The 14,674-nt window shown below is 55.3% G+C and carries 13 protein-coding genes; 9 read left to right on the top strand and 4 right to left on the bottom strand.

All coding sequences use genetic code 11. The features are described 5' to 3' along the window. Positions 1-164: 164 nt before the first annotated feature. Both HUK82_RS04900 and HUK82_RS04905 read right to left on the bottom strand, forming a co-directional pair. Positions 165-548 carry a phosphate-starvation-inducible PsiE family protein gene (locus HUK82_RS04900; protein WP_246495834.1) on the bottom strand — a complete coding sequence of 128 codons (384 nt, stop codon included), beginning with the start codon at positions 546-548 and terminating at the stop codon, positions 165-167. 101 nt (positions 549-649) lie between these two features. Then, on the bottom strand, positions 650-1,972 hold the full coding sequence (locus HUK82_RS04905; protein ID WP_176612881.1) for an outer membrane beta-barrel protein: 1,323 nt from the start codon (positions 1,970-1,972) through the stop codon (positions 650-652). Positions 1,973-2,245: 273 nt separating this feature from the next. Here HUK82_RS04905 and HUK82_RS04910 point away from each other — a divergent pair, with 273 nt between their 5' ends. The 7 genes from HUK82_RS04910 (at position 2,246) to HUK82_RS04940 (ending at position 11,631) form a co-directional block, all read left to right on the top strand. After that, positions 2,246-2,335, top strand: coding sequence for a potassium-transporting ATPase subunit F (locus HUK82_RS04910; protein WP_176612882.1), 90 nt, complete (start codon positions 2,246-2,248; stop codon positions 2,333-2,335). A 2-nt stretch (positions 2,336-2,337) separates the two neighbouring features. After that, complete coding sequence (kdpA, locus tag HUK82_RS04915; RefSeq protein WP_176612883.1) at positions 2,338-4,044, top strand: potassium-transporting ATPase subunit KdpA; 1,707 nt, start codon at positions 2,338-2,340, stop codon at positions 4,042-4,044. A gap of 14 nt (positions 4,045-4,058) precedes the next feature. Next, positions 4,059-6,167 (top strand): potassium-transporting ATPase subunit KdpB, encoded by a 2,109-nt coding sequence (gene kdpB, locus HUK82_RS04920; RefSeq protein ID WP_176612884.1) that lies wholly within the window; start codon positions 4,059-4,061, stop codon positions 6,165-6,167. 10 nt (positions 6,168-6,177) lie between these two features. Continuing rightward, positions 6,178-6,801, top strand: a complete 624-nt coding sequence (gene kdpC, locus HUK82_RS04925) for a potassium-transporting ATPase subunit KdpC (RefSeq protein WP_176612885.1) — start codon at positions 6,178-6,180, stop codon at positions 6,799-6,801. After that, positions 6,801-9,488, top strand: a complete 2,688-nt coding sequence (locus tag HUK82_RS04930; protein WP_176612886.1) for a sensor histidine kinase — start codon at positions 6,801-6,803, stop codon at positions 9,486-9,488. The genes kdpC and HUK82_RS04930 overlap by 1 nt, the downstream gene beginning before the upstream one ends. Continuing rightward, on the top strand, positions 9,485-10,168 hold the full coding sequence (locus tag HUK82_RS04935) for a response regulator (RefSeq protein ID WP_176612887.1): 684 nt from the start codon (positions 9,485-9,487) through the stop codon (positions 10,166-10,168). The genes HUK82_RS04930 and HUK82_RS04935 overlap by 4 nt, the downstream gene beginning before the upstream one ends. 200 nt (positions 10,169-10,368) lie before the next feature. Next, complete coding sequence (locus HUK82_RS04940) at positions 10,369-11,631, top strand: cation:proton antiporter (RefSeq protein ID WP_176612888.1); 1,263 nt, start codon at positions 10,369-10,371, stop codon at positions 11,629-11,631. Between the two features lie 103 nt (positions 11,632-11,734). On the opposite strand, the gene HUK82_RS04945 is transcribed toward HUK82_RS04940, so the two are convergent. Continuing rightward, entirely contained in the window at positions 11,735-12,193 is a 459-nt protein-coding gene (locus HUK82_RS04945) for a MarR family winged helix-turn-helix transcriptional regulator (protein WP_176612889.1), read from the bottom strand. A gap of 47 nt (positions 12,194-12,240) precedes the next feature. Here HUK82_RS04945 and HUK82_RS04950 point away from each other — a divergent pair, with 47 nt between their 5' ends. Beyond that, the gene (locus HUK82_RS04950; RefSeq protein ID WP_246495830.1) at positions 12,241-12,681 is read left to right on the top strand and encodes a hypothetical protein; all 441 of its coding nucleotides are present in this window, start codon (positions 12,241-12,243) and stop codon (positions 12,679-12,681) included. 382 nt (positions 12,682-13,063) lie between these two features. Then, positions 13,064-13,753, top strand: a complete 690-nt coding sequence (locus HUK82_RS04955; protein ID WP_176612890.1) for a Rossmann-fold NAD(P)-binding domain-containing protein — start codon at positions 13,064-13,066, stop codon at positions 13,751-13,753. Positions 13,754-13,765: 12 nt separating this feature from the next. Here HUK82_RS04955 and HUK82_RS04960 read toward each other — a convergent pair whose 3' ends face one another. Continuing rightward, complete coding sequence (locus HUK82_RS04960) at positions 13,766-14,605, bottom strand: SDR family oxidoreductase (RefSeq protein ID WP_176612891.1); 840 nt, start codon at positions 14,603-14,605, stop codon at positions 13,766-13,768. Between the last annotated feature and the right edge of the window lie 69 nt (positions 14,606-14,674).

The raw sequence follows: 14,674 nt of genomic DNA on the forward strand, positions 1-14,674 counted from the left end.
CTTCCTGATAGCCGACCTTCCGTTTCCCCCCCTGAACCGCCTGTCTGCGCTGTAATATGGAACCAGACAGGCGGCAGTCGCCTACATGTCAGCCATAGAAAAGAGAACAATAATTTTTTAAAATCGGACATTATCTCTAGAATTAAAACTCTGATATTTCCGGGTTAATTCGTTATTTTATTATTGCCACGAACGAGCCAGTAGACGATCCCCAAGGCCAGAATTGCCGCCGAGAGTGCCAGAACTTCCATGACGTCGACTCCGCTGAGATCGAGAACGATGAATTTGCGTACGGTCGCCATCATGCCGATGAGAAGGACGGACCGCATTCTGGCCATGCTGTGCGAGGGTGTGTCGGGTGAGACAAGAATAGAGTGCTTGAACTCCAGAGCAATCAATACTGTGAAAAAAAGACCGAAAAGGCTTTGGAGAGCCGCAGGATTGGTCGGTGAGAAGGTCGCGGTCAGCACCATTTCAAAAACGGCGTAGAGAACATGCACGAGACCCAAAGCTGCGACGACCATGATGCAAAGCGTAAGCACCAGCATTGCGAGTTCTTCAAAAAGATCGAAGACCGCAGAAAGCTAAAAAATCCGGGAATATTCTTGATCATTATTGTCGCCACCATTTTTTAGCGCACCTTCGAGTGCTAAAAACCTAATACTGCATCAGCTCCAAAAGTGAACTGACCAATATTTCTAAGATTATTGAATGGCCTCGTTCCGTTTAGTGAGCGATCAAACCGAATTTCAGGACGGATCTCAAACAACTTGACGGAATGGCCGAGCACAGGACGCCAAGTAGCGCCCAGTGTTAGGGCGCCGTATGTCGTCGGCGGTGCCGATTGCGTGATCGTGGGTTTTCCGAGTGTCGCTTGCATGTAGGCATTATTCGCGATGAAGGATGTTACCAATAGACCAGTATCATCACGATAGATCTCGCCGCGGTAATTCAGAAGAAGTGTCGGCGTCAGCCGATAGGAAAGGTAGCTGACAAAACTGTATGTGTTGGCATGAAGCCCTTCATCGTGTAGGAAATTCAGCTCGCCGGTAAAAGAAAGCCGGTCCGAAATCTTGTAACTCCCGCTCAGATCATTCCAGTAACGTTGAGCCGAATTTGCACGCTGCCCGAGGGCGCGGGTAGCGTTTTCAGGACCGACGCGCCCAAGATAAGTCAGAGACAATTTGCCATTCGCAAGACTGGACGCCGTTAGACCGAAATACCCTGCAGTTGCATGATTATTGTCACCTCGCCCGAACGAGACCTGATTGCCCGTGTCGACGCCGAACAGTGCGTCGATATGGTCGGTCAGGTGCCATTGAAACATCGCACCCACATGCTCGAACGGCGTAGAATACTCGGTCGTGTAGGATAAAGTATAGAAAGGACGGAGCGAAGGATCGAGGGATTCCACGCCCATCGGCGAGGCCAGTATGCCCGCCTGCATGTCCAACCCATGGCGGGTTAGCCACGGCAGGTGAACATCGATATGGGCCTGAGGTACAATGAACTGATAACGGCTGGTCATCAAACGGTCCGTGACGCCCGCAATATTGAAGTACCGTCCATCGGCACCGTAGAGCCCCCGGATCATGAAGCCTACGTCGTAAGACGACGCTGTCGTATCCACGGCGCGCGCGACGGTCAGTGTCAGCTGGTCCAATTGGGCCTGATTGGCTCTGTCACCAAAGAACTGACCAAAATTGACCCCGTTAGCGGGGCGGGCGACGTTGGCGTTGATCCCTCCCTCGATCTGCCCTGCAAGAGTGACGTCATCGAACCACTCTGAAGGCGTCTTCGCGGCCGCATCGTTGATATCCAGAAGGCTTGCCATAATGGCTGCTGTCAGGAAAAGGCCTGCACTTCCCGCTCGGGGCATCCTCGTCGGGAACGTCGATCCGCCGGGGTAAACTCTGTTCATCATCGTCGTGCTCTTGCCAGAAAGAAACGCCGCATGAGCCGGATCTGACATGGTATCCGGTCGAGCGACGATCTGGAGCTAGTCTCCAAGAACGGCGCACGACAAGGCTGGAAAGACGTTGAACCCGCGTTTTAGGGCGAATTCCTATGACTTTCCTATAAACATCGTCGCCTTCTCATCTGTCATTCCTATGCGGTCCCGCCGGATACTTCGAGATGCACACAAGGAGCATTCTCGCATGCTGGATATTCTGTATCTCGCACTTGGGGTGTTCGGCTTCTGCGTCTGCGCGGCCTACATCTCCATTTGCACGAGGGTCTGACCATGACCTTTGAACTCATCATGGCCAGCGCCGTCACGCTCGGCCTCCTGGCCTATATGACGGCGGTTCTCCTGCGCCCGGAGAAATTCTGACAATGTTATTCCATGGCTGGGTAACCATCATGGCCTTCTTCATCTGCGTTGTGGCGATGACGAGGCCGCTTGGTGGTTTCCTTAAACGTGTTCTCGAAGGAGAACAGCATGTTCTTGGGCGGATCATCGGTCCGGTCGAACGCGGCATCTATCGCGCTGCGGGCATTCAAGAGGATCGGGAACAATCCTGGTCGCAATATGCGATCGCGGTCATCGTCTTCAAGGTTATCTGCTTTATTGCAGTTTACACGCTTTTGCGTTTTCAGGGCGTTTTGCCGCTCAATCCAAATGGTATGCGCGGCGTCGCCCCCGATCTCGCTTACAACACGGCGATCAGTTTTGTGACCAATACGAACTGGCAGAGCTATGCTGGCGAGACGACCATGAGTCATCTCAGCCAGATGCTTGGGTTGACGGTCCAGAATTTCGTCTCGGCGGCAGCGGGTATTGCGATCGCTGCAGCCGTCATTCGTGGATTTACGCGTCGCAGCGCAGCGTCCATCGGCAATTTTTGGGCTGATCTCGTACGGACGACGCTTTATGTCCTGCTACCGATTTGTGTCGTCTTAGCGTTGTTGTTCGTGCTTGAAGGGGTGCCTCAGACTCTTCTGGGTTCCGTCACGGCCTCCACATTGGAGGGCACGCGTCAGACGATAGCTCTTGGTCCTGTAGCATCTCAGGAAGCGATCAAGATGCTTGGGACTAATGGGGGTGGATTTTTCAATGTGAATTCCGCTCATCCGTTTGAGAACCCGAACGCATTGACCAATTTCGTGCAAATGCTCGCCATTTTCGCGTTAGGGGCCGGGTTGACCAATATGTTTGGACGCATGGTTGGCAGGGAGCGACAGGGCTGGGCGATTTTCTCCGCTATGGCGGCTTTGTTTCTTGTCGGAACCGTTGTGACCTACTGGTCTGAAGCCCATGCCAACCCTTTGCTGCATGCACTCGGCATCGATCCGTCTCTGGGCAATATGGAAGGCAAGGAAACACGCTTTGGCATCGTAGGGTCAGCACTGTTCGCAACGGTCACGACTGATGCGTCCTGCGGCGCAGTCAATGCCATGCACGAGAGTTTTCTGCCACTGGGTGGAATGGTTCCGCTCGTGAACATGATGCTTGGCGAAGTCATCTTTGGTGGTGTCGGGTCAGGTCTCTATGGCTTCCTGTTGTTTGCCATCATTGCCGTCTTCATGGCGGGGCTGATGGTTGGACGCACGCCTGAGTATCTCGGCAAAAAGATCGAGGCGCGCGAAATCAAAATGACGATGCTGGCCGTCTTGTGCCTCCCCCTAGTTATGCTCGGTTTTACCGCGCTTGCTGTTGTCGTGCCTTCGGGCCTGTCCGCCCTGTCTACGAGCGGCCCGCACGGCTTTACCGAAGCGCTTTATGCCTACACATCGGCTGCGGCAAATAACGGCAGCGCGTTCGCCGGTTTAACGGCGAATCCATTCTGGAACGTGACGCTCGGTATCGCCATGATGGTGGGGCGCTTCTTTGTTATCATTCCGGTACTGGCCATTGCCGGGGCAATGGCAGCGAAGAAAACTGCCGCTCCAACGCCTGGTACGTTCCCTACCGATACGGGTCTCTTCATTGCCCTCGTGACAGGCGTGATCCTGATCGTGGGTGGCCTGACCTTTCTTCCTGCACTCGCTCTCGGGCCGATCGTCGAGCATCTCGCGATGCTGCGTGGCACCCTGTTCTAAGAGGCGCATTGTTCATGGCACTTCATTTACCTCATTCCGAAGCCACTCATGGAGGGCGGAGTTCGGAACATCGCAGTCAGAGCAGTCTGATGCAGGCGTCGCTTCTGCTGCCCGCGATTACGGAAAGCTTTCGCAAGCTTGATCCGCGCATCATGTGGCGTAATCCGGTCATGTTCGTCGTGGAGGTCGTCACCATTCTGACGACTGTCCTGCTGGTACGCGACATAATCATTGGGGGAACGCATCCTGGTTTTGCGATCCAGATCAATCTCTGGCTCTGGTTTACGCTCATCTTCGCCAATTTCGCAGAGGCCGTCGCGGAAGGGCGTGGCAAGGCGCAGGCCGACAGTCTGCGCCGCACCCGAACCGAGACACTTGGAAAGCGTCTCTTGGCCAATGACGACGGAGGCTACTCACATTTCGGTCTGTATGAGCAGATCCCGGCTCCTGAACTCGCAGTGGACGATATCGTGCTGGTTGAAGCGGGCGACTTCATTCCGAGCGACGGGGAAGTTATCGACGGGATCGCATCCGTGGATGAATCCGCCATCACCGGTGAGTCCGCTCCCGTGATCCGAGAAAGTGGCGGTGATCGCTCCGCGGTGACGGGCGGCACACGTGTCCTGTCCGACTGGGTTATCGTCAGGATTACGGCGGCTCAGGGTTCCACCTTCCTTGATCGGATCATTTCGCTTGTCGAAGGCGCGCAGCGTCAAAAGACGCCAAACGAAATCGCACTGACGATCCTCCTGGCAGGCATGACGCTGATCTTTATTTTTGCGGTCGTGACGATCCCAAGCTTCGTGCATTACGCAGGTGGTCATATTTCTGTCCTGATCCTCGTCGCGCTGTTTGTAACGCTGATTCCAACGACAATCGGTGCTCTGCTGTCCGCGATCGGTATTGCCGGTATGGATCGTCTGATACGTTTCAACGTGCTCGCCATGTCGGGGCGTGCGGTAGAGGCTGCGGGCGATGTCGATACGCTACTGCTCGACAAGACTGGCACGATCACTATTGGTGACAGACAAGCTACCGCGTTCGTTCCTGTCTCGGGCGTAACAGAACACGAACTCGCTGATGCGGCGCAGCTTGCATCTCTAGCCGACGAAACGCCCGAAGGGCGCTCGATCGTCGTGCTCGCAAAAGAGAAATTCGGTATTCGTGGGCGGGATATGAATGCGCTCGGTGCACATTTTGTGCCCTTTACAGCGCAGACACGCATGAGCGGCGTGGATGTCGGAGACCGGCATATCCGCAAGGGCGCAGTAGACAGCGTGATTGCCTGTCTCGGGGAAGCCGTGCCATCCGTGGGGCAGATCCGCCAGATCGCCGACGAGATCGCCCGCCAGGGTGGTACGCCGCTCGCGGTAGCGGACAATACACGCCTCCTCGGCGTGGTACATCTGAAAGACGTCGTAAAGGGTGGTATCCGCGAACGCTTCGCGGAACTGCGACGGATGGGCATCCGAACCGTCATGATCACGGGGGATAATCCCCTGACGGCCGCAGCGATTGCTGCGGAGAGCGGTGTCGATCACTTCCTTGCACAGGCAACACCGGAAGCAAAGCTTGCGCTGATCCGTTCGGAACAGGCGTCTGGCAAGCTGGTAGCAATGTGCGGTGATGGTACCAATGATGCTCCGGCTCTCGCGCAGGCCGATGTTGGGGTGGCCATGAATACGGGAACGGTCGCGGCACGCGAGGCCGGCAACATGGTTGACCTGGACAGTGATCCGACGAAACTCATTGAGATCGTGGGGATTGGAAAACAGCTCCTTATGACGCGTGGAGCCCTGACGACGTTTTCGATCGCCAACGATGTCGCCAAATATTTCGCCATCATTCCCGCGATGTTTGTGGGCTTCTATCCAGCGCTTTCCGCATTGAACGTCATGCATCTTGCCACACCGGAAAGCGCAGTGCTCTCGGCGATCATCTTCAATGCCCTGATCATCATCGCGCTCATTCCTCTGGCGCTGAAGGGTGTTCGTTATCGTCCGGTAGGCGCGGCATCGCTTCTAAGGCGCAATCTTCTCATTTACGGCATTGGCGGCCTGATCGTTCCGTTCATCGGAATCAAACTCATCGACATGCTCGTGACGAGCATAGGTCTGGCCTGAGGACACTGGCATGACTCTTATCCGTCAACTTCGTCCCGCGCTGGTGATTTTCGGGCTTCTGTCCCTCCTCACCGGCTTCCTGTATCCGCTAAGCATGACTGCCATTTCGAGCGTTCTGATGCCGAATAAAGCGGCTGGCAGTCTGATCCATGACGGCAAACGGACGGTTGGCTCCGTGCTGATTGGCCAGAATTTCACGCAGTCCCGCTATTTCCACGGCCGTCCTTCGGCAACGATAGGCGCTGATCCGGCCGATCCGACAAAGAGTGTCCCGACGCCCTATAACGCTGCGGCTTCGATGGCGTCTAACGCCAGCCCGACGTCAAAGGCGCTCGTTGAGCGTGTGGCTGCAGCTCTGACGCAAGTAAGGGCGGAAAATCCCGAGGCTGTTGCGGCCGACTGGCCAATTCCCATGGATCTTGTGACGACGTCTGCCAGTGGTCTGGATCCTGATATCTCGCCACAGGCTGCATTTTTTCAGGTCAAACGTATTGCACGCGTGCGTAACATTCCCGAAGAGACGGTCAGGCAACTGGTGGAACACATGATTACACATCCCCTCATGGGGTGGCTTGGCGAACCGCATGTTAATGTGCTGGAACTCAACATGGCACTGGACGCCCTGCACAGGTAATGGAGACACATCTCATCCGCCCGGATCCTGACGCCCTTCTCCGGCAGACTGTGCTGGACGGTGACAGCCACAAACGCGGCCGCCTCAAGGTTTTTCTTGGTGCGGCTCCCGGTGTCGGCAAGACATTCGAAATGCTGACCGTTGCGCATCAGTTGCAACGCGACGGTGTGGACGTCGTGATTGGGGTGGTCGAAACGCATGGTCGCTCTGAGACGGCGGCCTTGGTGAACAGGTTAGAACTGGTACCTTTACGAACCGTGACGTACCGCCACCGGATCCTGACCGAGATGGATCTCGATGCGGTGCTCAGGCGGGCGCCACGTGTCGTTGCTGTGGACGAACTGGCGCATACGAACGCGTCGGGATCACGCCACCCGAAGCGATGGATGGATGTCGAGGAACTGCTTGCGGCCGGGATTAACGTTCTGACGACGGTCAATATCCAGCATCTTGAAAGCCTTAACGATATCGTCGCATCCATCACGCGGGTACGTGTGCGCGAGACGGTTCCCGATCACGTGATCGGAGACGCGGATGAGGTTGAGCTTATTGATCTGACCCCGAACGATCTGTTGCAACGGATGCGTGACGGCAAAATCTATGCCGAACACACCGCTGGAAGGGCACTGCTTCATTATTTTTCCCCCGGCAACCTAACGGCGCTACGTGAACTTGCCCTGCGTCAGACCGCACAGCAGGTCGATGCGCAGCTTGTTGACCATATGAAGGCCAACGCGATTGCCGGACCATGGGCGGCAGGCGAACGGATCATGGTCTGCCTGACCCTTCAGGACGGAGATGCCAGCCTCCTGCGTTATGGCAAGCGCCTGGCTGATCGTCTTCATGCTCCGTGGATCGTGCTCCATGTCGAGACGAACCGTGATCTTAGCGATACGGCTCGTTCAAGAATGGCGTCTCAGATGCATCTGGCGCAGTCCTTGGGCGCGGAGACGGTCACGATCCCAGGCCAGGACGTAGCGCTTGATGCTGTTGCCTATGCAAGGGCGCAGAACGTGACACAGATCGTGGCGGCACATCCTGCCGGTCACGGGTGGAGCGGGCGGATCCGGCAATGGTTGGGACGCGCAACGACGGAGCGTCTGATCCAGTGCGCGCAAGGCTTTCCAGTGCATGTCGTGCCGCGTTCTCCCGGCGAAGATGCAGTGACCGAACGACCTCATAATATCGAACCCTTCAGAGCGGCTCCCTATATCGCGGCTACCCTGATCGTTCTCAGTGCACTGGCAGTCGCGCTCTTGCTGCGTCGGGGCTTTGAGGTCAGCAATGTTTCACTGGCCTTTCTGACCGCGATCCTCGGCGTGGCGGTGGCCTACGGTCTCTGGCCATCGTTGTGGGCATCCCTGCTGGGGATGCTCTGTTTCAATTTCTTTTTTTTGCCTCCTCTTTATACGTTGACGATTGCGGCCCCTGATAATGTTGTGGCCCTGTTCTTCTTCTTCGCAACGGCTCTCATCGCTAGTAATCTTGGGGCGCGCGTCCGAAATCAGGCCGTTGTGGCGCGACACCGGGCGGATATCACGCAATCGCTGTATCATTTCAGCCGCACAATCACGGGAATCATTAAACTCGATGATCTACTGTGGTCTGCAAGTCATCAGATCGCGACAATGCTCGACTGTGATGTGGCTATGTTGCTTCCTGACAGTGAGAAGCTGGAAGTCAAGGCGTCCTATAACGGCGGGAAAGTCGTTGGGACTGACGATCTGGCAGCGGCAACCTGGGCATGGAAGCACAATAAAGTAGCGGGGCGAGGGTCAGATAATCTCCCGGGTGGGAGATGGCTCTTCATCCCTCTGCGAACCGGACGTGGACCTGTCGCTGTGATCGGCCTTCAGACAGAGAGAACAGGACCCATTTTTGACCTTGAGCGGCAGGGGCTGCTGGATGCTTTGGCCGATCAGACCGCGTCCGCCATTGAGAGTATTCTTTTGGCTGGGGAACTGGATCGGGCACGCCTGGATGTAGAAACCGACAAATTACGGGGTGCATTACTAACGTCGATTTCTCACGATCTGAGAACGCCTCTGGCCTCCATTCTGGGCGCGACATCCAGTCTTGAAAGTTATGGAGAAGAACTCGACGGAACTGCGCGCCAGGAACTGCTCTCAACCATTCACGATGAAGCAGAGCGGCTTAATCGGTTTGTCGCCAATCTGCTGGACATGACCCGCCTTGAAGCCGGTGCTCTCCAGCCACGCAGGGAACCCGTGGATGTTGGCGAGGTCATTGCAAGCACGCTTTCCCGCGCTGCGGGTCTGTTGTCCGATCACGAGATCGAGATGCTTATTGAACCTGATTTGCCAATGCCGCTTCTTGACGACGTTCTTCTGGAACAGGCGCTTTTCAATATTCTCGACAATGCTGGAAAATATACCGACCCGGGAACGAAAATAACCGTCATGGCATCCTCTGGCCACGACAGTCTTCTCATTCATATTAAAGATGAAGGGGAAGGATTTTCGGCTAGCGACCCCGAAGTGGCCTTCAGTAAATTCAAACGTTTCAAATCTGCTGATCGATCCAGACCTGGAACTGGTCTGGGGCTTGCCATCTCCCGGGGTTTCATTGAGGCCATGGGAGGAACAGTTGTGGCGCGCAATCGACAGGACCGTTCGGGCGCAGAGTTGATCATGACGTTTCCTTTGGACGAGAAAAATACAAAATGAGCGATCCGTCGGTACTGATTGTGGATGACGAGCCTGCCATCCGTCGGCTTCTCAGAACGTCGCTCGTCAGCCAGTCCTGGCGCGTGACAGAAGCCCGGACGGGGGAAATGGCCCTGAACATGGCAACGGAGATCGTGCCGGACATCGTTGTTCTTGATCTGGGGCTTCCAGACATGGACGGCGTAGACGTTCTTCGACGTCTGAGAGGTGCTCATCCAACTTTGCCTGTCGTGATACTCTCGGTTCGCGATGACGAACGCGGCAAGGTCGCGGCCCTTGAAGCGGGAGCTGATGACTATGTAACCAAACCATTCAGCATGGCTGAACTTATCGCGCGCATGCGCAACGCATTGCGACACGCCTTACAACAGGAAGGCACCATCCCACTGTTTGTGTCAGGTGATCTGACAGTCGATCTCGTGCGCCGGCAGATCTTTCGTGGCGCAGATGAAATCCGTCTTTCACCACGGGAGTGGGATATCGCGCGCATGCTTGTTCGTTATGCGGGACGTGTCCTGACGCATCAGACCATCATGAGTCAGCTATGGGGAGCAACGGGCGATGTTCAACAGCTTCGCGTCTATATCCGGCAGATACGTCAGAAGATCGAAATTGATCCGGAGAGGCCACGTCTTATTATCACTGAAACGGGTGTCGGGTATCGAATGGTTCAATTATAAATATTTTCTGAATTACCGTTTAATAATATTAGTCAGAAACCGGACTTCACCCTTATGATGCCCCTACATTCAAGGAATACGAAGCAAGGAGGTGATGGCGGCCTTCATCTCTCTCACCAGAGAAAATAGTGTTGCTTCCAGAAATCACTCACTCCCAGTTTTTCTTGACGTAGAGGAGAAGAGCGGTCAGCGGTGAAGGTATGGATACCATCAGCCTACTCGCTCTGCTTCTAACTCTCTCGGCAGGGTTCAGTATTCTCAATCACCACACGTTGCGTCTTCCTGTGACGATCGGTGTACTGGTCTTCTCATTACTGGCTTCCCTGCTGGTTATGATCCTGAATCCGTTGATACCATCCTATGACCTTCAGGCTCTCTCGCGATCTGTTCTCGGAGCGATTAATCTTCCCACGACCCTTCTGAATGGTGCGCTGTCGCTGCTTCTGTTTGCCGGGGCCACGCAGGTGGATGTCGGGCATCTGCGCTCAAAGCTTGCCTCCGTGGCTGCTCTCTCTGTTCTCGGAACTGTTCTGGCTGTTGCCTTTCTGGCAATCGCGGCATGGTGCGTTTTCCCTCTGTTAGGTCATACCGTTCCTTTCACATGGTGCATCGTCTTGGGGGCTATCCTCGCGCCGACTGATCCCGTTTCGGTTGTCGGGATGCTGAAACGTCTCGGACTGCCTGGCCCCCTGCAGGCTGTTTTCGCAGGTGAGAGTCTGTTCAATGACGGCGTGGGGGTGGTGATTTTCGGCGTCACGATAGGACTTGCGACCGGGGACAGCCAAGGAGTGACCGCCTCCGAGATTGCTCTGAGTTTTTGCCGCGAGGCGATCGGTGGCGGCCTGCTGGGCGCACTGACCGGATTGATTGCACTTCGTATACTTAAGGGACAGCGGGATACGCACATTGATCTGCTGACGTCACTGGCTCTTGCGACCGGAACCTTCAGCATTGCCAACCAATTTGGCATGTCGGGTGCGATTGCTGTCGTGGTGGCGGGACTGTGCTTTGGCACTAGCTATAGCCATTCAGTTTTTGACGAGGCATCCCGAAAGGAACTCGACGTCGCATGGACACTCATTGACGAGGTGCTAAACGTCTTGCTGTTCATGCTGATCGGCTTTGAAATCCTTGAGGTCACGCCACGTCTATTTACGGTACTGGCGACCTTGGCCGTGATACCGCTGTCCGTTGCCGTGCGGGCATTGAGCGTATTGTTTTCAACGCTTCCGGTTCACCTCAGGCAATGGGAGCGGGGCCGTGTTCTTGGTATCCTGACTTGGGGCGGTCTGCGTGGAGGCATCTCGGTTTCGCTGGCACTTGGATTGCCATCCGGAGACTTGCGGGAGTTGCTGTTGCCTGTCTGTTACGGCGTGGTGGTGTTTACGATCATCGTGCAGGGGCTAACCATGGAGCGGGTTGCCAGCAAACTCTATCCGTCCTCTACGCTTGGACCGCAATAATTCAGCTCTGATTATTTGAAGTACAGCTCCGCGATGAGGAAAATACTGGCAGCTTTGTCATGTTTTTCAAAAGATAGCCGAACTACTGCTATCTCCCAAGTGGTCATTCATCGTTTGCCAGACCGTTGATGACCCGTCGAAGCAGATCAAGCAGTAGTTCACTGTCTTCTCCCGATAGATAAAGATGACTTTTGGCATTGATTGACGCGACAGCAGCAGCAATGTCCGGCAGTTTTTTTGCCGCTGAAGAGGTCAGCGAGATCAATGTGCTGCGCCGATCATTTGGGTCTGTACTGCTCTGGATCAACCCGTCCCGTTCCATACGAGAGAGGGTCTTGGCCATGGTGGATTGCTCTACCGCAGCAAGACGCACCAGTTCACGTTGCGGTTGAGACTTTCCGTCCGCAAGAGCAAAAAACACAGGCAGTTGGCCGGACGTGAGACCAAAAGGGCGCAAAGCATCGTCCATCTCACGTGCGAAGAGCCGGGCAGCCCAGTTGACCATATAGCCAAGGGATTGTTCACGGGATTGCCATTTATATGGCTTGCTATCTTTATTCATGGCTAGCTATATAAATCTCACGGATCCATTTCAGCAAGGACAATCCCATGCGAAGGCTTCTTTACCGTATCCATCCTCTGCTAGGAAGTTTGGCCATTCTATGCATAGCCGGTTTCATGGTTGGCACCATCGTTTCCGAAATATATGGGAATATTCAGACTATTGCCGCGACTAAACATACTATCCTCTGGGGATTGCTTGTTCTTGTCCCTTGTCTCGCTTTCACCGGGCTGTCTGGTTATAAAATAGCGGGAAAAGCGCCTCGGGGTCAGGTGCTCACAAAACTTAAACGCATGCGAGTTATCGGACTCAATGGCATCTGTATTCTTGTCCCCTGCGCGTTTTTTCTGGCGATGCGAGCTTCTGAATTAAAGTTTGGCTGGCCTTTTTATAGCATCCAGTTTCTCGAACTGCTGGCAGGGTCAATCAATCTCGCGCTTCTTGGTATGAATTTTCGTGACGGATTACGAATGGCCTGGTCGAGATAAAACAAGATACACGTATGTGCATCGATATATCCGGAACGATTCCAACAACGGAATTAGCCGGATTTAGATGTCTGGAATCTGCTCCTATCGCTTCAGAGCCCGACTTTCTGTTGCCCCCTAAAAATCGGCCTGTCTGCGCAATTAATGGCGGCAGGCAGGCGGTAGTCGCCTCATGTCAGTTATTTTATATCATCAATGATACTCGATAAAGCGGACAAAAACGTCTGAAACTCCGCCGCATCCGCTGGCCATCACGTCGTTTGAGCCTTCCGCACTGCCGGGATGGAAACGACGCGATTGCTATTCAAACATGGAAGGGTCGGGTAATTTTAGTCTGTGAACAGCATGTATTGCCATACCCGCCCATCTGGAATCTACGTCTATGAAAACACAGGTTATCCTTGCTGGTGCTACCGGGCTCATCGGGCGCTTTCTGGACGCCGGGCTTACCCGGCGTTCCGATATCGCTCTCACTCCGCTGACGCGTCTGGGATCATCGGGATCAGCTCAACCAATCGACTTCGAAGGGCTGTGTTCTGGACCTGAAACGACGTTACGCACGGTCGCACCGAGCGGAATTGACGTGGCGATTTCCTGTCTCGGCACAACCATTCGGGCAGCAGGATCGCAGGCGGCCATGTACCGGGTCGACCACGACCACGACCACGACCACGACCACGACCACGACTACGTCCTGGCCCTTGCCCGGGGCGCTCGTGCGCTGGGGGCGCGCCAGTTCATTCTCGTATCGTCCGTCGGTGCGGGTGGTCCAGGCTTTTACCTGCGTACCAAAGGTGCGACCGAACGCGACGTCGCGGCGCTCGGTTTTGCGCGCGTTGACCTGCTTCGTCCCGGCATGTTGCTGGGGAAGCGTGCGGAAGTCCGGCCGCTCGAAAAGTGTGGCCAGCGGCTTGCGGCAGCCCTGACGCCGCTGATGGTCGGCAAACTGTCACACTATGGTGCGATTTCCGCTGAGACCGTCGCCGGGGCGATCGTCCAGCTCACCGGTGCCGCAGGAGATGGATGCCGGACATATTTCAACCCTCAGATCACCCGGATCGCTCATCTGTGAATACTCCTGCGACTACGCTTGGAAATTCGTGCTCTCCGAGATTTTCCAGTAGCGATCGACGCTCTGCGCCACGTCGTGGAGCTTGTGCTCGATACCGTGCAGCGCATCACTGCCGATATAGAGCCGTGTCGGCGGGCTCTCCATCCGGCTGATCTCGATTATGACCTCGGCAGCTTTGTCAGGATCGCCACCCTGATTGCCGTTCAGCCGAGCAAAATGGTCCATCACGGCATGAACGCCCTTATAGGCGGTAATCGTACGTTCCGGATGGCGTGCGGAGGTCTTGTCGAGAAGGTCCGTTCTGAATCCTCCCGGACAGAGCGCCGTTACCGTAATGCCGAAATCGGCGACCTCCGCCGCAACGGATTCCGAGAGCATGATCACGGCGGCTTTCGTCGCGCTGTAGATCGCGGTGGACGCCATGCCGAGCGAGCCTGAAATGGACGCGATATTGAAGATATGGCCACGACCCTGCGCGCGCATGACCGGCAGGACACGGCGCATCGTGTTGAGAACACCGAAAACATTGATATCGAAATTCGCCCGCACATCCGCATCAGAAATCTCTTCCATGGCGCCGAGAGCGGCGTATCCTGCGTTGTTGACCAGAACGTCTATGCTGCCGAAACGCGCTTTCGTCTGGCGTACGGCCGAGGCAATACTGGCCTCGTCTGTCAACGTCACTTCCAGTGGGAGGAACATATCTTCACCCGTACCGATCTCGGCCTGTAAACGCTTCGCGTCACGTGAGGTCGCGGCCACCCGAAAGCCATGCGCAAGCGCGTGCCTGACTGTTGCGAGGCCAAGGCCCTTGGACGCGCCTGTGACCAGCCAGACGTTCGATTGTGTCATGTGCAGATCCTTTTTCGATCCAGCTCGTTTAAGTGTGGATTTTTGTGTTTCAGTTCTCGATATCGCCAT

Source organism: Ameyamaea chiangmaiensis, assembly GCF_013376175.1.
GTDB classification, from domain to species: Bacteria; Pseudomonadota; Alphaproteobacteria; order Acetobacterales; family Acetobacteraceae; genus Ameyamaea; species Ameyamaea chiangmaiensis.